Here is a 19,513-nt window from a genome sequence, read left to right as displayed (position 1 = left end):
GCGGGGCCGGAGATGAGGTTGGAGCGTGTCATGGGATCGTCTGCCGGCGATCGTCCCGCCGAGGGCGGGCGCGTCGTCCGGGCGGTTCCTCGGGACGGACAAGGGGACAGGCGGGAAGGGACTGCTTACCGCATGCCGGGCGCGCGTGCCATGGTGCAGTGCGGGATGACCGTAACCTTCGCGGCGTTTCGGCTGCCGCCCCCAGCTTTTTCCGCTGCGGCGGGGCTCCGTGCGGCGCCCCGCCGCGGTGGGGCGCTCAGCCGACGCGCTCGACCGCCAGCGCGACGCCCTGGCCGACGCCGACGCACATCGTGGCGAGGCCCAGCCGCCCGCCGGTCCGGGCGAGCTGGAGCGCGACGCTGCCGGCGATGCGCGCGCCCGACATGCCGAGCGGGTGGCCGAGCGCGATGGCGCCGCCATGCGGGTTCACGTGGTCGGCATCGTCCGGCAGCCCGAGGCCGCGCAGGCAGGCCAGGGCCTGCGAGGCGAAGGCCTCGTTGAGCTCGACGGCGTCGAAGTCGGACGGCTTCAGGCCGAGGCGCGCGCAGAGCCGCTCGACGGCCGGAACCGGCCCGATGCCCATCACCCGGGGCGGCACGCCGGCCGAGGCCAGGCCGAGCACCCGGGCAATCGGGGTGAGGCCGTGGCGCTCGGCGGCTTCGAGCGAGGCCAGCACCAGGGCGGCGGCGCCGTCGTTGACGCCGGACGCGTTGCCGGCGGTCACCGTGCCGTCCTTCTTCACGAAGGGTTTCAGCTTGGTGAGGCCCTCGGCCGTGGTGTCGGCCCGCGGGTGCTCGTCGCGATCGACCCTGATGTGAGTGCCCTTGCGGTCGGGAATCTCGACCGCGACGATTTCCTGGGCGAAGGTCCCGTCGCCCTGCGCGCGGGTGGCGCGCTGTTGCGAGCGCAGCGCGAAGGCGTCCTGGTCGGCGCGGCCGACCTGGTAGTCCTCGGCGACGTTCTCGGCGGTCTCCGGCATCGAATCGACGCCGTACTGGTGCTTGAGCACCGGGTTGATGAAGCGCCAGCCGATCGTGGTGTCGTGGATCTCGGCCTGGCGCTGGAACGCGCCCTCGCTCTTGCCCATCACGAACGGTGCCCGGGTCATCGATTCGACGCCGCCCGCCACCGCGAGGTCGAGGTCGCCGGCGCGGATCGCCCGGGCCGCCGCCCCGACCGCGTCGAGGCCCGAGGCGCAGAGACGGTTCAGGGTCAGGCCCGGCACGTGCGCGGGGTAGTCGGCGAGCAGCAGCGCCATGCGGGCGACGTTGCGGTTGTCCTCGCCGGCCTGGTTGGCGCAGCCGAGGAACACCTCCTCCACCGCCTCCTTCAGGGCCGGGTTGCGGCGCGCGAGTTCGGCGAGCGGCACAGCCGCGAGGTCGTCCGCCCGCACCTTCGCGAGCGCGCCGCCGTAGCGGCCGATCGGCGTGCGCACGTAATCGCAGATGTAGACGTCCCGCGCCGCGCTCATGGGGCTCCTCCCGGTGCTCGTTTCGAAAAATCGGTACGGCGGCGGGCCCGTCCGATCAAGCCCCCGCACCCGACCGGGCCGGTCCGGTCCGGGCTCTGACAGAATGTCGCGGCGCCTTGTGCGGTGCGGTCGGAACCCCCACTGTCGCGCTGTGACCGGTCGACTCTGGACATCTCTCGCGCGCTTCTGTGCGACCGCCCTTCTCGGCCTCGGCTTCGCCCTTCTTGCGATGTCGGCGGCGGATGCCGCGGGCAGCCGTCCGGAGCCGGTGCTGCGTGCCAGCCACGGCGCCTCGCCGATGGCGAGCCTGCACGCGCACTGGGTCAAGAGCCCGGCCTGCACCCTGACAGCCGGCGGCGTCGACAATCCCCGCCCGGACGACAGCGGTGCGGCGAGCGCGAACCTCGCCTGCCCGACCGACGGCCCGGCCGCCCCCGCCGCCACGCTGCTGCCGCCGCGCCGCCTCGGCGCCCTGGTCCAGGCCGGTGCCGCCCTGCCCGAGCGCCCGCCGAAGCGTCTCGCCTGACGGACCGGTCTCCCGCCGGATCTCCGTCACATCTCCGCCTCGGAACCCTGCGAGCCTCCGACGCTCACCCATGCCGTGTGCCGACCGGCGGCAGGACCGACGCGCGATCTTGTAGAGTTCCCGACACCTGATTCGGGTGATCCGAGCCGCGCCGACCGCGGCCCCGATCCCTCGCCCTGATCTCTCGCGGGAAGCCCCGCGGCGCTGATGCGCCCGCTTCCCGAAAACCGCGCAGGAAAGACCGCCCGTGACCCAACGCCGCCGCATCCTCCTCGGAGCGACCGCCCTCTTCCTCGGGCTCGCCGCCTGCAAGCCGGCCGAGCAGGCCGCCGCCCCCGCGGCCCCGACCGCCCCGCCGGAAGTCTCGATCGTCACGGTCAAGCACCAGCCGATCCCCTACGAGCGCGACCTGCCGGGCCGCGCCGCGCCGACCCGCATCGCCGAGGTGCGCGCCCGCGTCGCCGGCCTCGTGATCAAGCGCACCTTCGAGCAGGGCAGCCAGGTCAAGGAGGGCGACGTCCTCTACAAGATCGACCCGATGCCGTTCCGCGCCGATCTCGCCAGCGCCGAGGCGACGCTGGCCAAGGCGGAGGCCGCCCTCGTGCTCGCCCGCCAGCAGGCCGAGCGCCTGGAGACCCTGCTCTCGCGCCAGACCGCGAGCCAGGCCCAGTACGACGCCGCCTTCGCGGGCCAGAAGCAGGCCGAGGCCGAGGTCGCCGGCGCCAAGGCGGCGCGGGACCGCGCCCAGCTCAACCTCGGCTACACGGACGTCCGGGCGCCGATCTCGGGCCGCATCGGCCGGGCGCTGGTGACGGAAGGAGCGCTCGTCGAGCAGGGCGGCGCCAGCAACCTGGCGACCGTCCAGCAGCTCGACCCGATCTACGTCGACATCACCCAGTCGGTCGGTGAGTTGAACAAGCTGCGCCGGGACCTCGCCAGCGGCGAGCTCGACCGCCTCGCCGCCGACGTGGCGAGCGTGCGCGTGATCATGGATGACGGCTCGCTCTACCCCGAGCCCGGCCGGCTGCTGTTCTCCGACGTGACCGCCGATCCGAGCACCGGCCAGGTGACGCTCCGCGCCGTGGTGCCGAACCCGCACGGCGAGCTCTTCCCCGGCATGTACGTTCGCGCCCGGATCAAGCAGGGCATCGATTCCGACGCCATCGCGGTGCCGCAGCAGGCGGTGCACCGCTCCAACGACGGCCGCGCCCAGGTCTGGCTCGTCGGCCCCGATGAGAAGGTGGTGCTCCAGCCGGTCGAGGTCGGTCCCGTCGTCGAGGGCCAGTGGGTGATCCGCGACGGGCTCAAGGCCGGCGACCGGGTCGTCGCCGAGGGCTTCCAGAAGATCGTCGCCGGCACCAAGGTCGCCGCGGTGCCGTTCGAGACCACCACCATGGCCGCGGCCGGGGCCGGGCGCCAGCCCGCCTCGACCGAGCAGCGCTGAGGAGGCACCATCGTGGCGAGCTTCTTCATCGACCGGCCGATCTTCGCCTGGGTCGTCGCGCTGTTCATCTGCCTCGGCGGCGTCCTGACGATCCCGATGCTGCCGGTGGCGCAGTACCCGATCATCGCGCCGCCCTCGATCGCCCTCTCGACCGCCTTCCCGGGCGCCTCGGTCGAGGACCTCTATACCGGCACGACGCGCCTCATCGAGGATGAGCTGAACGGCGCGGCCAACATCCAGAGCTTCGAATCGGCGAGCGACTCGTTCGGCGTCGTCGAGATCACGGCGAACTTCGAGCCCGGCACCGATCCGGGCTATGCCGGCGTCGAGGTGCAGAACCGCCTCAAGCGCGTCGAGGCGCGGCTTCCGGCGGAGGTGCGCCAGCAGGGTATCCTGGTCGAGGAGGCCTCGGCGGCGACCCTCAACATCATCACGCTGGTCTCCAAGGACGGGTCGATGGACGAGGTCGCGCTCGGCGACTTCCTCATCCGCAACGTCATCAACGAGATCCGCCGCATCCCGGGCGTCGGCCGCGCCACCCTGTACTCGACCGAGCGCTCGTTGCGCGTCTGGATCGACCCCGACAAGCTGCGCGGCCTGTCGCTCAACGCCTCCGACGTGACCCAGGCGATCACGCGCCAGAACGTCCAGATCGCGTCCGGCGCCGTCGGCGCCCAGCCGAGCCCGGAGGTCCACAAGGTCAACTTCCCGATCGTCGTGAAGGGCCAGATGCGGGCGCCGGAGGAGTTCGGCGCGATCGTGCTGCGGGCGAATCCCGACGGCTCGACCGTGCGGCTGCGCGACGTCGCCCGGATCGAGCTCGGCGGCGAGGATTACAAGTTCACCACCCGGCTCAACGGCGGGCCCGCCGCCGGCATCTCGGTGACGCTCGCCCCCGACGGCAACGCGCTCGACACCGCCAAGGCGATCCGCGCCAAGATGGAGGAGCTGTCGCAGTTCTTCCCCGACACGGTGAAGTGGGACATCCCCTACGACATCACGCCGGCGGTCGAGGCCTCGATCGAGAAGGTGCTGCACACCCTCGTCGAGGCGGTGGTGCTGGTGTTCATCGTGATGTTCCTGTTCCTGCAGAACATCCGCTACACCCTGATCCCGACGATCGTGGTGCCGATCGCGCTGCTCGGCACCTGCACGATCATGCTGCTCGCCGGCTTCTCGATCAACGTGCTCACCATGTTCGGCATGGTGCTCGCCATCGGCATCCTGGTCGACGACGCGATCGTGGTGGTCGAGAACGTCGAGCGGATCATGTCCGAGGAGGGCCTGTCGCCGAAGGAGGCGACCCGCAAGGCGATGGGCCAGATCACCGGCGCGATCATCGGCATCACGCTGGTGGTCGTCGCGGTGTTCATCCCGATGGCGTTCTTCCCCGGCTCCGTCGGCATCATCTACCGCCAGTTCTCGATCGCGATGGTGACCTCGATCGCCTTCTCGGCCTTCCTGGCGCTCTCGCTCACCCCGGCCCTCTGCGCCACGCTCCTGAAGCCCGTCGAGCCCGGCCACCACCACGCCAAGCGCGGCTTCTTCGGCTGGTTCAACCGGATCGTCGACCGCGAGACCGCGCGCTACGGCCGCGGCGTCGCCTGGGCGGTCGCCAAATCCGGCCGGATGATGGTCGTCTACCTGATCCTGGTCGCGGGCGTGGCCTACGCCTTCGTGCGCCTGCCCGAGGGCTTCCTGCCGGTCGAGGACCAGGGCTTCTTCACCGTCGACATCCAGACCCCGCCGGGCTCGTCGTTCAACCGCACGCTGGCCGCGGTGAAGAAGACCGAGGAGCACCTGATGGCCCAGCCGGGCGTGGCGACCGTCACGATCGTCAACGGCTTCTCGTTCTCGGGGCAGGGCCAGATGACCTCGCAGGCCTTCGTCACGCTCAAGCCCTGGTCGGAGCGCGGCAAGGACCAGTCGGCCGCGGCGCTGGTCGTCGGCACCAACAAGGCGATGGCGAGCTACCGCGACGCGGTGATCCAGGCGCTGGAGCCGCCGCCGATCGACAACCTCGGCAACGCCTCGGGCTTCAGCTTCCGCCTCCAGGACCGGGCCCAGAAGGGCTACGCCGCCCTGATGGCGGCCCAGGAGCAGCTGCTGGCGCTCGCCCGCAAGAGCCCGATCCTGAAGAACGTCTACGTCGAGGGCCTGCCGCCCGCGCCGCAGGCCGAACTGGTGATCGACCGCGAGAAGGCGGCGGCGCTCGGCGTCTCGTTCGCCGACATCAACGACACGATCCAGGTCAATCTCGGCTCGGTCTACACCAACGACTTCCCCAACCGGGGCAAGATGCAGCGGGTGATCGTCCAGGCCGAGGACGGCCAGCGCCTCAACGCCACCGACCTGCTGAACTACAGCGTTAAGAACCACCTCGGCACGATGGTGCCGATGTCGTCCTTCGCCGACCTGAAATGGAGCGTCGGCCCGGCCCAGATCATCGGCTTCAACGGCTACCAGTCGGTCCGCTTCACCGGCGAGCCGGCGGCGGGCTTCACCTCCGGCGAGGCGATCGCCGAGATGGAGCGGCTGATGACGCAGCTGCCGAAGGGCTTCGGCTATACCTGGACCGGGCAGTCGCTGCAGGAGAAGCAGGCCGGCTCGCAGGCGACGCTGCTGCTGGCGCTCTCGGTCCTGATCGTGTTCCTGTGCCTCGCGGCCCTGTATGAGAGCTGGTCGATCCCGCTCGCGGTGATGCTGGTCATCCCCCTCGGCGTCATCGGCTCGGTCGCCGGCGTGCTGATCCGCGAGATGCCGAACGACGTCTACTTCAAGATCGGCCTCATCACGATCATCGGCCTGTCGGCGAAGAACGCGATCCTGATCATCGAGTTCGCCCGCGAACTGTGGAAGCCCGGCACGAAGCTCGTTCCGGCGACGGTCGAGGCGTCGCGCCTGCGCTTCCGGCCGATCGTGATGACCTCGCTCGCCTTCATCTTCGGCGTCGTGCCCCTCGCCATCGCGACCGGCGCGGCCTCGAAGAGCCAGCAGGCGATCGGCACCGGCGTGATGGGCGGGATGATCTCCGCCACCGTGCTGGCGGTGATCCTGGTCCCGGTCTTCTTCGTCGTCGCGATGCGGTTCTTCCAGCGCCGCCGGGTGCGGGCGGAGAACGAGGCGGGGGCGGTGCAGGCGCCGGAGCCGGTGCGGGAGCACGCGCACGGACACTGATCGCGGCCTGCGCGGGCCAGCTCTTCCGGGCCGGTCCGCGCAGGTCTTTTGGCCGTTGGTGGCCCTCGCCTCGGGGAACGCGGGGTGCTCTCCCCTGGGCAACAGGCGGGTGCCTGATCGGCGCTCTGTCGCCCGGCCAGCGAGCGCCGGGACGACGGCGAGAGTTCGATGAACGGGCGTTCAACGGACCTCCGGCCCTCGGAACTCACGCCGCCCTGACGGTCGTCAGGAACCGCCCGACCTCCCCGCGCAGGTGCTCCGACTGGCGCGACAGCTCGCTCGCCGCCGACAGGACCTGGCTCGCCGCGGCCCCCGTCTCGTCGGCCGCGCCCGCGACCCGCACGACGCTGCCCGTCACCTCGTCCGTGCCCTTGGCGGCCTCCGAGATGGTGCGGACGATCTCCCGGGTCGCCGCGCCCTGCTCCTCCACCGCCGCCGCGATGGCGGTCGAGGCCGCGCTGATCTCGCCGATCTGCCCGGCGATGCCGCCGATCGCCGCGACGGCCTGCTCGGTCGAGCCCTGGATGCGGGCGACCTGGTCGGCGATCTCCGCGGTGGCGCGGCCGGTCTGGCCGGCGAGCGCCTTGACCTCGGCGGCCACCACCGCGAAGCCCCGGCCCGCCGCACCCGCCCGCGCCGCCTCGATCGTGGCGTTGAGCGCCAGCAGGTTGGTCTGGTCGGCGATCGACGAGATCAGGCCGAGCACGTCGCCGATCCGCGCCGCGCCCTGGCGCAGCTCGTGGACGAGACGCGCGGTCTGGCCGGCGGCCTCGGCTGCGGCCCGGGCCATCTCGGCGGAGGTGCCGGCCCGGCCGCCGATCTCGTGCACCGAGGCGCCGAGCTGGCCCGCCGCCGCCGCGACGGTTGCGACGTTCGAGGAAGCCTCCTCGGCGGCGGCGGCGACGCTGGTGCTCTGGTCGGCGGTGCGGCCGGCGATGTCGCTCATGCCGCGCGCCGTGGCCTCCATCTCGGACGAGGCGGCGGTCACCGCCGCCAGCACGCCGCCGACCGAGCTCTCGAACCGGTCGGCGAGCTCGCGCAGCGCCGCGCGGCGCTGAGCCTCGGCCCCTTCGCGGGCGGCGGCCGCCTCCTGCTCCAGGGCGGCGGCGCGGGCGAGGCCGTCGCGCAATTGCACCATCGCCGTCGCCATCGCGCCGATCTCGCTGCGGGACGAGGCCGCCGGTACCGCGACCGCGAGATCGCCGGCGGTGAGGCGGCGCATCGCCTCGATCATCCGGGCGAGAGGCCCGGTCACGCCGCGCACCAGCATCAGCGCGCCGCCGCCGACCGCCGCGCAGGCGCCGGCGAGGATCGCCAGCGCGGCGAGCAGCCAGGTCTCGGCGGCCCGGCTCTCCGCCGCCACGATCGCACCGAGCGACGCGGTGGCCGCTGCCCGGGCCTCGGCGATGCCGGCGACGACGTCGCTCGCCTGCCGGAACCACTCCTCCGCCGTGACGGGGTAGGGCTCGCGCGCCGCGCCGGCCCGGATCACCGCCGCGCGGGTCGCCTCGAACGCCTCGGCCCGGCGCGAGGCCGACGCCAGCGCGGTCCGGAATTCCGGCGAGAGGGCCGGCCCGGAGGCGCGGGCCTGGGCCAAAGCGGCCTCGACCCGCCCGGCGAGCCCGGAAAGCGCGCGGACCTGCTCGACGGGAAGCGCCTGCCGCCCGGCGATGGCGGCGTTGAGCCGGCCGCGCTCGCGGCCCGCGAACTCGCCCGCATCCCACAGGGCGCGCTTGATATCGAGCCCGTGATGCAGTGCGCCGGGCACCGAGCCGGCGAGGCCGGCCCGCACCGCGTCGAACAGGGCCTGTTCGCGGGCGATCACGCCGGTCGCGGCCGGGAACCAGGCCGCCGTCAGGTCGGCATCGGGCGTGCCGGCGAGCACGCGGTCGACCCGCCGGCGCAGGTCCGCGAGGTCGCGGCGCGCCTCGCCGAGGGCCGTCGCCGCCGTCGCGGCCGCTCCGTCCTGCCGCAGGGTCTCCAGGGAGAGGGCGAGCTGGCGGTCCCCCTCCTCGCGCAAACGTGCCAGGGTCGGGAGTTCTCCGGCCGCCGGCGGCTTGGCGAGCCAGCCGTTGGTCAGGCCCCGCTCGGCTGCCAGCGACGCGGCGGCGGCGGCGAGCCCGTCAGTCACCCGGTTGGCCTCCGCCGCCCGCCGCATGATGTCGGCCTGGTTCCAGGCGTCAGTGACCTGATAACCCGCGAGCCAGACCAGCAGGCAGCCGATCAGGCCCAGGATGAGGAATATTTGTCTACGCAGCGACATGTTTGGCGGCTCTGACGGTCGACTTGAGCAATCTAACGACTCTATCGCGGCGATTGCTTAAGATAGGTCTTACACCCTGAATCTCGAGCCGCGGGAGGGCCATCCTCGGGCCGGCACGGACGGCCCGCCCGGCCCGCCCCGGCAGCAGCCCCCGACACATCGCCGCCGCCGTTTGGTCTTGCCGCTGCCCCGCGCAGGGTCCAATGTCCCGCCGATTTCGCGTGCCGGCGCCGCGGCCGGCGCGATCACGGAGCCACGAGTTTGGTGCTCAAGACCCGAATCCCCGCCCCCCGCCGCGGAGTTGCGCGCGCCGCGCTGGCCCTGCTTCTCGCCGCCTCGACGGCGCCGGCCCTCGCGGCCCGGCTGCCGGCGCGGGAGATCGCCGCTCCGCAGGCCTACGAGCCGGCGGATTCGCTGGAAGGCAACTTCCTCGCCGCCTACATCGCCGGCGCCTCCCGCGACACGGCCGCCGCCGCCACCTATTACCGCGAGGCGGTGAAGGGCGACCCCCGCAACGCCGAGCTGCTCGAACGCTCCTTCGTGGCCCTGCTCGCCGACGGCTCGCTGCCGGAGGCGTTCCGCGCCGCCGAGCGCCTGACGGCGCGGGACGGCGCCAACGGCCTCGCCCAGCTCGCGCTCGGCGTGCAGAAGATCAAGGCCAAGCAATTCGCCGCGGCGCGCCAGAACCTGCAGCGCGGCGGCAAGGGCGCGGCGGCCGACCTGACCTCGACCCTCCTGACGGCATGGTCCTATGCCGGCGCCGGCGAGGGCAAGAAGGCGCTCGAGACCATCAACAAGCTGAAGGGCGAGCGCTACTACAACGTCTTTCGCGATTACCACGCCGGGCTGATCGCGGCGCTCGTCGGCGACAAGGTCGAGGCGGAGCGTCGGCTGAAGGCGGCCTACGATGCCGACCGCAACACCCTGCGCATCGTCGACGCCTACGGCCGCTTCGAGGCCGAATCCGGCCGGCCCGACCTCGCGGTGGCGGCCTACCAGGAATTCGACAACGTCCTGCCGCGCCACCCGATCGTGCGCGACGCCCTCGACAAGCTGAAGGCCGGCAAGCCGCTCACGCCGCTGATCGGCTCGGCCCAGGAAGGCGCGGCGGAGGTGCTCTACGGCCTCGGCTCGGCCGGGACCTCGCAGGGCGACGAACTGCCGGCGGTCGTCTACCTGCGCCTCGCCCTCTACCTCGCCCCCGAGCACTCGCTGGCGCTGCTGACGCTCGCCGACACGCTGGAGCGGATGAAGGCGCCCGACCGGGCGAACGAGGTCTTCGCCCGCATGCCGGCCTCCTCGCCGCTCAAGCTCAACGCCGACATCCAGATCGGCCTCAACCTCGAGCAGATGGGCAAGGGCGAGGAGGCGATCGCCCATCTCGACCAAGTCGCCAAGACCTATCCCAACGACATCGACGTGATCTCGGCGCTCGGCAACGTCCAGCGCTCGCGCAAGAAGTACGCCGAGTCGGCCCAGACCTACACCAAGGCGATCGACCTGATCGGCGACCAGCCGGCGCGCAACTACTGGACCCTGTACTACTTCCGCGGCACGTCATACGAGCGCGCCAAGGAGTGGCCGAAGGCCGAGGCCGACCTGAAGAAGGCGCTCGACCTCGTGCCGGCGACGCAGCCGAACGGCCGCGCCCAGGTGCTGAACTATCTCGCCTATTCCTGGGTCGACCAGAACATGAACATCGACGAGGCGTTCCGCATGCTGAAGCAGGCGGTCGACCTCCAGCCGCGCGACGGCATGATCATCGACAGCCTCGGCTGGGCCTATTTCCGCCTCGGCCGCTGGGACGACGCGGTGCGCGAGCTCGAGAAGGCGATCGAGCTGAAGCCGGGCGACCCCACCATCAACGACCACCTCGGCGACGCCTACTGGCGCAGCGGCCGGCGCCTCGAGGGCAAGTTCCAGTGGCAGCACGCCAAGGACCTGAACCCCGAGCCGGAGGACCTGGCCAAGATCGAGGCCAAGCTCAAGGACGGGCTACCGGAGCTGGAGAAGCCCGCCGCGACCGCCGAGAGCCAGCCCGCCTCCGCGCCCCAGCCCGAGATGCCGAAGGGCGCCCCGGCCCCGACGGAGCCGCCGGCGATGGGCACCGAGACGAAGAGCGGGGGCTGAACGCCCCTGCTCTCCCAGCATCGAGACGACATCGCGGGCGCGGCGCCGGACAGGCGCCGCGCCCCTTCGCCGTTCAATGACCTTGCCCGTTCGAGAGACGTCGCCGTGCTCCCCCTCACGACCCGCGCGCCCGCCAAGATCAACCTGACCCTGCACGTCCTCGGCCGGCGCCCCGGCGACGGCTACCACGAGTTGGAGAGCCTGGTGGTGTTCGCGGGGTCCAATGCCGGCGATCTCCTGACCCTGGAGCCGGAGCCGGCGCTCGATCTCGTCGTCACCGGCCCGACCGCGGGGCCCGCCGGACCGACCGACGACAACCTGGTGATGCGGGCGGCCCGCCACCTCGCCGCCGAGATCCCCGGACTGACGCTCGGGCGGTTCCACCTCGTGAAGCGCCTGCCGGTGGCGGCGGGGATCGGCGGCGGCTCGTCGGATGCGGCCGCGGCCCTGCGGCTGCTCGGCCGCCTCAACGGTCTTACCCCCGATCACCCGGCCCTGATGGCGGCGGCGCGCCGCACCGGCGCCGACGTGCCGGTCTGCCTCGATCCCCGCGCCCGGATGATGCGCGGGGCCGGCGAGGCGGTCGGCCCGGCCCTCGCCCTGGCCCCGGTGCCGGCGGTGCTGATCAACCCTGGCGTACCGGTCGAGACCGCGCCGGTCTTCCGCGCCCTCGGGCTCACGGTCGGCGAGGCGCATCCCCGCGCCGCCGAAAAGCATCCGGACATTGATGGGGCGGACGGTCTCGATGCGCTCTTCGCCCGCATCGGGCCTGCCCGCAACGACCTCGAGGCCCCGGCCCTCACGGTCGCCCCGGTGATCGGCGACACGCTGGCGGCCCTGCGCGACCAGGCCGGCTGCCGGCTCGCCCGGATGTCGGGGTCGGGTGCGACGGTGTTCGGGCTGTTCGGCTACCGTTCCGAGGCGGTGCGGGCGGCGCGGGCGATCGCGGCGGCGCAAGCAGGCTGGTGGGTGCGGGCGACTTTGCTGCGCTGAGCGCGCGGCGAGGTGGGCCGCGACCCCTCCTGTCAGCCGAGGGCGTGTTCGACCTGCCCGACGAACCTGATACCCTCAGCGTCATCCCGGGGCCGCGCAGCGGAACCCGGGATGACGTGACGGTGTCGGCTTGCGTGCCCGATCGATCGGCACGGTCGATCGAAGAATTGCCGGCGCAGGCGCCTCAGCGCGCCCGGGCGATGCAGAAATCCACCGCTTCGAGCAGTGCCTGCTTCATCGGCGAGGCCGGAAAGGGCGCCAGCGCGTCCTTCGCCCTGTCGCCGTAATGGCGGGCGCGCTCGATCGTATCCTCGAGAGCGGAGTGGCGGCGCATGATCGCGAGCGCCGCGTCGAGGTCGCGGGGCTCCTCGATCTCCTGGCGCTCCAGGGTGCGGCGCCAGAAGGCCCGCTCCTCGTCGCTGCCGCGGCGGAACGACAGCACCACCGGCAGGGTGATCTTGCCCTCGCGAAAATCGTCGCCGACGTTCTTGCCGAGATCGGCGCTGGTGCCGCCGTAATCGAGGGCGTCGTCGACGAGCTGGAAGGCGATGCCGAGATTCATGCCGTAGCTGCGGCAGGCGGCGATCTCGGCCGTCGGCCGCTCGGCGATGACCGGGCCGACCTCGCAGGCGGCGGCGAACAGCTCGGCGGTCTTCGCCCGGATCACCGCCAGGTACTCGTCCTCGGTGGTCTCGGTCGAGCGGGCGGCGGTGAGCTGCATTACCTCGCCCTCGGCGATCACCGAGGCGGCGGAGGAGAGGATGTCGAGGGCGCGCAGCGAGCCGACCTCGACCATCATCTTGAAGGCCTGGCCGAGCAGGAAGTCGCCGACGAGGACGCTGGCCTCGTTGCCCCACTTGATCCGGGCCGCGACCTTGCCGCGGCGCATGTCGCTCTCGTCGACGACGTCGTCGTGGAGCAGCGTCGCGGTGTGCATGAACTCGACGCTGGCGGCGAGCTTCACGTCGCCGTCGGCGGCCGGGTCGTAGCCGGCCAGCGACGCGGTCGCGAGGGTCAGGATCGGGCGCAGGCGCTTGCCGCCCGAGGAGATCAGGTGGTTGGCGACCTCCGGGATCATCGTCACGTCGGAGCCGGTGCGCGACAGGATCATCGCGTTGACGCGCTCCATCCCGCCCGCCACGAGGCCCACCAGGGCGTCGAGGCTGGCCTCCGGATCGGAGGGTCTGTCCTGAAGGGGAAGTACGACGCCCACGCCCGCGCGATCTCCTCGGAGACGGCCCCGAACCGCGGGGCATCTCGATCAACTCCCGCCCCCTTTGGCACGCGAGCGCCCCCGGCGGCAACACGCAAGCTGCCGCAAGGCCTGGTTGCCGGCCCCGCGGCCTGGGGATGCGGCGCAACCGGCGCGCTTGTGTGGTATGGCCGCCGCGATCCGAACAGGGACCCTGTGCCGCACCATGATCGAGCTGATCCGCACCAACGACCTCGTCCTGATCGGCTTCGCGGAATCCCTCCTCACCGGCGCCGAGATCCCGGTACTGGTCGCCGACAACCACATCAGCGTGATGGAGGGGATGATCGGCGCCTTCCCGCGCCGGCTCCTGGTGCCGGAGGACCATGCGCGCCAGGCCCGGCGCATCCTCACCGATGCGGGCCTCGCGCACGAGCTGCGCCACCCGTGAGCAGCGCGGCCGACGCCCCTCCCCCCGCCGAAGCCTGGCTCGGCGGGTGTCTCACCTTGCGCCAGCCGCCGCGGGGTGCCCACCGGGCCGGGACCGACGCGGTGCTGCTCGCCGCGAGCGCCGGCGCGCAAGCCGGCGAGACGGTGTGCGATCTGGGCGCGGGCACCGGCGCGGTCGGGCTCGCGGTCGCTCGCGCCTGCCCGGAGACGCGGGTGATGCTGGTCGAGCGCGACCCGGAGGCCGCGGCGCTGGCTTGCCTCAACGCGGAGGAGAACGGACTATCGGCCCGCGTCCGGGTGATCGAGGCCGACGTGACGGCGCAGGGCCGCGAGCGACGGAGCGCAGGCCTCCTTCCCGATTCGGTCGATCTGCTGCTCACCAACCCACCCTTCTTCGAGCCCGGCCGGCATCGCGCCTCGCCGGTGGCGGCCCGGGCCGCGGCGCACGGCTTCTCCGAGCCCGGCGGATTGGAGGCATGGCTGCGCACCTGTGCCGACCTGCTGCGTCCCGGCGGCCGGCTGGTGCTGATCCACCGGGCCGACGCCCTCCCCGCCTGCCTCGACGCGCTGGCGGGACGGTTCGGCGGGATCCAGGTCACGCCGGTTCAGCCGCGGGCGGATACCGCGGCGATCCGGGTGCTGGTGGCGGGGGTACGCGGCAGCCGGGCGCCGTTCGTCCTGATGCCGGCCCTGGTGCTGCACGGGCCGGATGGGCGGTTCACGGACAGGGTGGAGGCGATGCACCGAGGTGAAGGGCTGTCATAGGGTTATCGTACAACGAGAAAGTCGCGGGATCCCCTCTCCAGGCGATGCCGGGCTTGCCAGAGATCCTTGCCCGGTATCGCTGCAAGGCGTGGGAGAGGGGTCGGGGCGATCGAAGATCGCGCGAGGGTGGCTCGGTCTCCGCAATGTTCCTGGACAGTTGAGCTACCCGCACGACGCTCAGCGATTCACACTGAAGCGTGTCACCCTCACCCCTGACCCCTCTCCCAAACGGGAGAGGGGAAGCGCGCTACTTGGAAGCATGAGTGCAGATCACAACATGATCTCGACTTCCGCTCTCACCGCAGCGATACCGCCCCACCCGGATGCCGCCAGATCTTCCCGTCGAGTTCCAGCTCCATCAACAAGCCCTGAACCACCCGCGCCGGCATCCCGGCCTGGCGCGCGAGCGCGTCGACCGGCACCGGCGACGGCCCGCGGAGTTCGAGCAGGATGGTGCGCTCCTCCCGCGGCCCGGGTCGCGCGGGTGCCTCGTCGAGAGGGCGCTGCGCCGGCTCGGCCGCCATGGCGGTGACGGGCTCCTCGGCGGAGAAGTCGATTTCGTCCCAGTAGAGCGCGGGCTCCGGCCGGTCCGCCGCATCCTCGGCCCCGGTGTCGGGGGCAGGTCCCCCGATCAGGGGCGCCAGCACCGCCATCACGTGCTCGGGGGCGGCGCAGAGCGTGGCGCCGTCGCGGATGAGGTCGTTGGTGCCCTCGGCCCGGGGATCGAGGGGCGAACCCGGGACGGCGAAGACCTCGCGACCCTGCTCCAGGGCGAAACGGGCGGTGATGAGCGAGCCGGAGCGCCGCGCTGCCTCCACGACGACAGTGCCGAGGGAAAGGCCGGAGATGATGCGGTTGCGGCGCGGGAAGTCGCGGCCGCGGGGTTCCCAGCCGATCGGCATCTCGGCGACGACCGCGCCGCCGTTATCGAGGATGCGCGCGACCAACTCCTCGTGCTCGGACGGATAGATCCTGTCGTGTCCGCCGGCGAGCACCGCGACGGTGCCGGTCGCGAGCGCCGCCTTGTGGGCACGGGCATCGACGCCGCGGGCCAACCCTGAGACGATCACCATCCCCTCGGCGCCGAGCGCGTGCGACAGCCGCTCGGTGAAGGTGAGGCCGGCGGCGGAGGCATTGCGTGAGCCGACGATGGCGACCGCCGGCCGCCTCAGGCAGGCGGCGTCGCCGCGTAAGGAGATCAGCGGCGGCGCGTCGGCGGTGGCCTGGAGCGGCAGCGGGTAATCGGGCTCGCCCATCGCCACGAACCGGGCGCCGAGGCGGGCGGCCGCCGCGATCTCGCGCTCGGCCTCGGCCTTGGTGGTCACCCGGATCGGTTTGCCCCGGGCCTTGGCGAGGCCCGGCAGGGCCTTCAGCGCGGGGCCGGCGCCGCCGAACTTGTTCACCAATCCCCGGAAGGTGCGCGGGCCGACGCCCTCGGAGCGGATCAGCCGGAGCCAGTCGAGGCGCTGCGCGTCGCTTAAGGTCACGGCCCTCTCCCTCTGGGTGAGGGTCGATGTCAGACCTTCAGCCCTTCTGCCCGATGCGCCCCTCGGTCCCCGCGGCGAGGCGGCGGATATTGGGCGCGTGCTTCCACCATAGCAGCAGGGCGAGCACGCAGAACAGCACGGCGAGGCGACCCTGCCCGAACGCCCACAGGGCGGCGGGGGTGGCGGCCGAGGCGGCGAGCGCCGAGGCCGAGGAGTAGCGCAGCAGGAAGGCGAGGCCGAGCCAGACCACCGCGAAGACCAGGACCCCGAGGGGAAACAGCCCGAGCAGCACGCCGATGAAGGTGGCGACACCCTTGCCGCCCTTGAAGCCGAGCCAGACCGGGAAGAGGTGGCCGAGGAAGGCGCCGAGCCCGGCGGCCAGCGCCGCCTCCTGGCCACCGAACCGGGACGCGATCAGCACCGCGACGGTGCCCTTGAGCGCGTCGCCGAGCAAAGTCGCGGCGGCGAGACCCTTGCGGCCGGTGCGCAGCACGTTGGTGGCGCCGATATTGCCCGACCCGATCGCCCGTACGTCGCCGAGGCCGGCGAAGCGCGTGAGGATCAGCCCGAAGGGGATCGCCCCGAACAGGTAGCCGACGGCGAGCCAGAGGGCGATCTGCGTCCAGTCCGGCGCCATCAGCGCGTCTCCTCGAGGCGATGGACGATGCGGCCGGCGACCATGGTGAGGGCGGCCTGCCCCTGGAGCCGGGCCTCGTCGAAGGGCGAGTTCTTCGAACGCGATTTCAGTTGCCGCTTGTCGAGGACGTAGGGCGCGTCGGGGTCGATCAGCACGAGGTCGGCCGGGGCGCCCGGCCTGAGGTGCCCGGTCTCGCGGCCGAGGACCCGCGACGGCGCCGCCGAGAGGGCCGCAAGCAGCCGCGGCAGCGCGATGTCGCCGGCATGCACCAGGCGTAAGGAGGCGGCGAGCAGCGTCTCGATCCCGAGGGCCCCGTCGGCGGCCTCGGCGAAGGGGAGGCGCTTGGTCTCGACGTCCTGCGGGTTGTGGTCGGAGACGATCACGTCGATCACCCCCTCGTTGAGCGCCGCCACCACGGCCTGGCGGTCGGCTTCCGTGCGCAAGGGAGGCGAGAGCTTGCAGAAGGTGCGGTAGTGGCCAATGTCGTTCTCGTTCAGCACCAGGTTGTTGACCGAGACGCCGCAGGTCACCGGCAGGCCGGCCTCCTTCGCCCGCCGCACGATCTCGACCGAATCGGCGCAGGAGATCATCGCCGCGTGGTAGCGCCCGCCGGTGAGGCGCACGAGGCGGATGTCGCGTTCCAGGAGAATCGTCTCGGCCTCGCGCGGGATGCCGTGGAGCCCCAGCCGCGAGGCCATCTCGCCCTCGTTCATCACCCCGTCGCCGACCAGCGTCGGCTCCTCGACGTGCTGCATCAGGAGCACGCCGAAATCGCGGGCATAGGTGAGCGCGCGGCGCATCACCTGGGCGTTGGTGACGGCCTTGAGGCCGTCGGTGAAGGCGACGGCGCCGGCCTCGGTGAGCAGGCCGAACTCCGTCATCACCTGGCCGGCGAGCCCCTTGGTGATGGCGGCGGCCGGCAGCACGTGGGTGCTGGCGGTATCGCGGGCGCGCCGCAGCACGAAGTCGACGATGGCCGGATCGTCGATCGGCGGGTTGGTGTCGGGCATGCACACGAGCGTGGTCACGCCGCCGGCGGCGGCCGCGGCGCTGGCGCTCGCCAGGGTCTCGCGGTGCTCGGCCCCCGGCTCGCCGACGAAGGCGCGCAGATCCACGAGGCCGGCGGTGAGCACCTGGCCCCCGCACTCGATCACCTCGGCGCCCTCGGGCACGGAGGCGGGCGTGCCCCAGTGCACGTCGGCGATGCGATCGTCGCGGACGAGCACCGCGCCCGGGCCCTCGCGGCCGGTGGCGGGGTCGATCAGGTGGGCGTTGGTGAGGAGGAGGAGTGTCGTCATCGGATGGGCCGCTCGGGGTTCGGCGGAGGCATGGCGGAGCGTTGCTCGATCGCGGCGAGCACGGTGTCGAGCGCTCGCAGGGGATTGCCGAGGAAGGCTTCGTTCGTGAACCGCATGATTTCGAAAGTCTGGCTTCGGAGCCAGGCATCCCGGGTCGCGTCACGCCTGCGGCGTTCGGCGGTGTCGTGCGGCTCGCCGTCGAGTTCGACGATCAGGCGGGCCGACGGGCAGAGGAAATCGACGATGTAGGGGGTGATGGGAACCTGACGCTTGAACTTGTGGCCGGAGAGGCGGCCGGCGCGGACCTGGCTCCAGAACAGGGCTTCGGCGCGAGTTGCAAGAATGCGCTGGTCCTTGGCGAAATCGCGGAGCCGCTCGGAAACTGGGTTTCGCTTTTCCTGCTCCACCCGCCCCTCCTCACAAGTTCGCCGCCCCTGATCCCTCCCCCCTCTGCGGGGGAGGGTGCCCGGCGGAGCCGGGCGGGAGAGGGGAACCCCGTTTCCGGATAGACCTGAACCGTTCTGGCGGGCGCGCGCTGGATCACCGTCGCGCTGCCCCTCTCCCGTCTCACTTCGTTCGCCACCCTCCCCCGCAGAGGGGGGAGGGTTGGGCCGGTGCGCCTATCCCCATCACGCATTCGGCAGGTGCATGGCCAGCGCTTCCAGCACCGCCATCCGCACCGCGACCCCCATCTCGACCTGCTCCCTGATCAGCGACTGCGCCCCGTCGGCGACCTCGGACGAGATCTCGACGCCGCGGTTCATCGGGCCGGGATGCATCACGAGCGCGTCGGGTTTCGCGTGGCGCAGCTTGTCGCCGTCGAGGCCGAAATAGCGGAAGTACTCCTTCACCGACGGCACGAAGGAACCGTTCATCCGCTCGCGCTGGAGCCGCAGCATCATCACGATGTCGGCGTCCTTGAGCCCCGCCCGCATGTCGGTGAAGACCTCGACGCCGAAGCGCGACAGCCCGGGCGGCAGCAGGGTCGAGGGGCCGATCACCCGCACCCGGGCGCCGAGCGCCATCAGCAGGATGATGTTGGAGCGCGCCACCCGCGAATGCAGGACGTCGCCGCAGATCGCGACGGTGAGCCCCTCGACCCGGCCCTTGTTGCGCCGGATCGTCAGCGCGTCGAGGAGCGCCTGGGTCGGGTGCTCGTGGGCGCCGTCGCCGGCATTGACCACAGAACAATCGACCTTGCGGGCGAGGAGATGCACCGCGCCGGCCTGGTGGTGGCGCACCACGATGATGTCGGGGCGCATCGCGTTGAGGGTCGCGGCGGTGTCGATCAGGGTCTCGCCCTTCTTCACCGACGAGGAGGCGACCGACATGTTCATCACGTCGGCGCCGAGGCGCTTGCCGGCCAGCTCGAACGAGGACTGCGTCCGGGTCGAGGGCTCGAAGAACAGGTTGATCTGGGTGCGCCCGCGCAGGGTCGTGCGCTTCTTCTCGACCTGGCGGCTGATCTCGACGGCCTCGTCGGCACGGTCGAGGAGCGCCGCGATCTCGAGGGGCGAGAGGCCCTCGATGCCGAGGAGGTGGCGGTGCGGGAAGCCGGGGGGTGCCTGGGTGCTCATCCTGAGACGAGCGCTATAGGAGCCGCGGGCCCGGGCCGCAAGGACGGCCTTTGCGGAACGCATCCGGATCATCGGGGGTATTTGACAACCGCCGCGTCATCAC

General features: G+C 72.1%; 15 protein-coding genes. 7 read left to right on the top strand and 8 right to left on the bottom strand.

What is annotated here, in order from left to right; translation table 11 throughout:
- Nucleotides 1–256: 256 nt before the first annotated feature.
- Complete coding sequence (gene pcaF / locus DK412_RS23870; protein ID WP_109973994.1) at nt 257–1,471, bottom strand: 3-oxoadipyl-CoA thiolase; 1,215 nt, start codon at nt 1,469–1,471, stop codon at nt 257–259.
- Nucleotides 1,472–1,739: 268 nt separating this feature from the next.
- Here pcaF and DK412_RS23865 point away from each other — a divergent pair, with 268 nt between their 5' ends.
- From DK412_RS23865 to DK412_RS23855, 3 genes are all read left to right on the top strand, one after another.
- A complete protein-coding gene (locus DK412_RS23865; protein ID WP_162596285.1) occupies nt 1,740–1,997 on the top strand; it encodes a hypothetical protein in 258 nt (85 codons plus the stop codon).
- Between the two features lie 247 nt (nt 1,998–2,244).
- A complete protein-coding gene (locus DK412_RS23860; protein WP_109973992.1) occupies nt 2,245–3,441 on the top strand; it encodes an efflux RND transporter periplasmic adaptor subunit in 1,197 nt (398 codons plus the stop codon).
- 12 nt (nt 3,442–3,453) lie between these two features.
- On the top strand, nt 3,454–6,618 hold the full coding sequence (locus DK412_RS23855) for an efflux RND transporter permease subunit (protein ID WP_109973991.1): 3,165 nt from the start codon (nt 3,454–3,456) through the stop codon (nt 6,616–6,618).
- Between the two features lie 205 nt (nt 6,619–6,823).
- Here the strand turns inward: DK412_RS23855 and DK412_RS23850 are convergent, their stop codons facing one another.
- The gene (locus DK412_RS23850) at nt 6,824–8,881 is read right to left on the bottom strand and encodes a methyl-accepting chemotaxis protein (RefSeq protein ID WP_109973990.1); all 2,058 of its coding nucleotides are present in this window, start codon (nt 8,879–8,881) and stop codon (nt 6,824–6,826) included.
- 264 nt (nt 8,882–9,145) lie between these two features.
- On the opposite strand from DK412_RS23850, the gene DK412_RS23845 reads away from it, so the two are divergent.
- Nucleotides 9,146–11,011: a tetratricopeptide repeat protein gene (locus tag DK412_RS23845; protein ID WP_204165434.1), complete on the top strand. Its 1,866-nt coding sequence runs from the start codon at nt 9,146–9,148 to the stop codon at nt 11,009–11,011.
- Between the two features lie 105 nt (nt 11,012–11,116).
- Nucleotides 11,117–12,004 (top strand): 4-(cytidine 5'-diphospho)-2-C-methyl-D-erythritol kinase, encoded by an 888-nt coding sequence (locus DK412_RS23840; protein WP_109973989.1) that lies wholly within the window; start codon nt 11,117–11,119, stop codon nt 12,002–12,004.
- Between the two features lie 184 nt (nt 12,005–12,188).
- On the opposite strand, the gene DK412_RS23835 is transcribed toward DK412_RS23840, so the two are convergent.
- Nucleotides 12,189–13,217 carry a polyprenyl synthetase family protein gene (locus tag DK412_RS23835; protein WP_109973988.1) on the bottom strand — a complete coding sequence of 343 codons (1,029 nt, stop codon included), beginning with the start codon at nt 13,215–13,217 and terminating at the stop codon, nt 12,189–12,191.
- A gap of 205 nt (nt 13,218–13,422) precedes the next feature.
- On the opposite strand from DK412_RS23835, the gene DK412_RS23830 reads away from it, so the two are divergent.
- Together DK412_RS23830 and DK412_RS23825 are read left to right on the top strand one after the other, a co-directional pair.
- Entirely contained in the window at nt 13,423–13,647 is a 225-nt protein-coding gene (locus tag DK412_RS23830) for a DUF2007 domain-containing protein (protein WP_109975457.1), read from the top strand.
- Nucleotides 13,644–14,411, top strand: coding sequence for a methyltransferase (locus tag DK412_RS23825; RefSeq protein WP_109973987.1), 768 nt, complete (start codon nt 13,644–13,646; stop codon nt 14,409–14,411). The genes DK412_RS23830 and DK412_RS23825 overlap by 4 nt, the downstream gene beginning before the upstream one ends.
- A gap of 296 nt (nt 14,412–14,707) precedes the next feature.
- Here DK412_RS23825 and dprA read toward each other — a convergent pair whose 3' ends face one another.
- From dprA to DK412_RS23800, 5 genes are all read right to left on the bottom strand, one after another.
- Nucleotides 14,708–15,898 (bottom strand): DNA-processing protein DprA, encoded by a 1,191-nt coding sequence (dprA, locus tag DK412_RS23820; protein ID WP_109973986.1) that lies wholly within the window; start codon nt 15,896–15,898, stop codon nt 14,708–14,710.
- A 37-nt stretch (nt 15,899–15,935) separates the two neighbouring features.
- Entirely contained in the window at nt 15,936–16,535 is a 600-nt protein-coding gene (gene plsY / locus DK412_RS23815) for a glycerol-3-phosphate 1-O-acyltransferase PlsY (protein WP_109973985.1), read from the bottom strand.
- On the bottom strand, nt 16,535–17,833 hold the full coding sequence (locus DK412_RS23810) for a dihydroorotase (RefSeq protein ID WP_109973984.1): 1,299 nt from the start codon (nt 17,831–17,833) through the stop codon (nt 16,535–16,537). The genes plsY and DK412_RS23810 overlap by 1 nt, the downstream gene beginning before the upstream one ends.
- Complete coding sequence (locus DK412_RS23805) at nt 17,830–18,240, bottom strand: DUF559 domain-containing protein (RefSeq protein ID WP_109973983.1); 411 nt, start codon at nt 18,238–18,240, stop codon at nt 17,830–17,832. The genes DK412_RS23810 and DK412_RS23805 overlap by 4 nt, the downstream gene beginning before the upstream one ends.
- A gap of 222 nt (nt 18,241–18,462) precedes the next feature.
- A complete protein-coding gene (locus DK412_RS23800) occupies nt 18,463–19,410 on the bottom strand; it encodes an aspartate carbamoyltransferase catalytic subunit (RefSeq protein ID WP_093568428.1) in 948 nt (315 codons plus the stop codon).
- Nucleotides 19,411–19,513 lie beyond the last annotated feature (103 nt).

The organism is Methylobacterium sp. 17Sr1-1 (assembly GCF_003173775.1).
GTDB lineage: Bacteria > Pseudomonadota > Alphaproteobacteria > Rhizobiales > Beijerinckiaceae > Methylobacterium.
The sequence above is the reverse complement of the archived record's forward strand: the minus strand, read 5'-3'. Positions and strand labels throughout refer to the sequence as shown.

Bases quoted from the DNA above. Each gene is read 5' to 3' on its own strand.
- pcaF (WP_109973994.1), bottom strand. From the start codon at position 1,471: ATGAGCGCGGCGCGGGACGTCTACATCTGCGATTACGTGCGCACGCCG.
- plsY (WP_109973985.1), bottom strand. From the start codon at position 16,535: ATGGCGCCGGACTGGACGCAGATCGCCCTCTGGCTCGCCGTCGGCTAC.
- DK412_RS23850 (WP_109973990.1), bottom strand. From the start codon at position 8,881: ATGTCGCTGCGTAGACAAATATTCCTCATCCTGGGCCTGATCGGCTGC.
- DK412_RS23810 (WP_109973984.1), bottom strand. From the start codon at position 17,833: ATGACGACACTCCTCCTCCTCACCAACGCCCACCTGATCGACCCCGCC.
- DK412_RS23830 (WP_109975457.1), top strand. From the start codon at position 13,423: ATGATCGAGCTGATCCGCACCAACGACCTCGTCCTGATCGGCTTCGCG.
- DK412_RS23800 (WP_093568428.1), bottom strand. From the start codon at position 19,410: ATGAGCACCCAGGCACCCCCCGGCTTCCCGCACCGCCACCTCCTCGGC.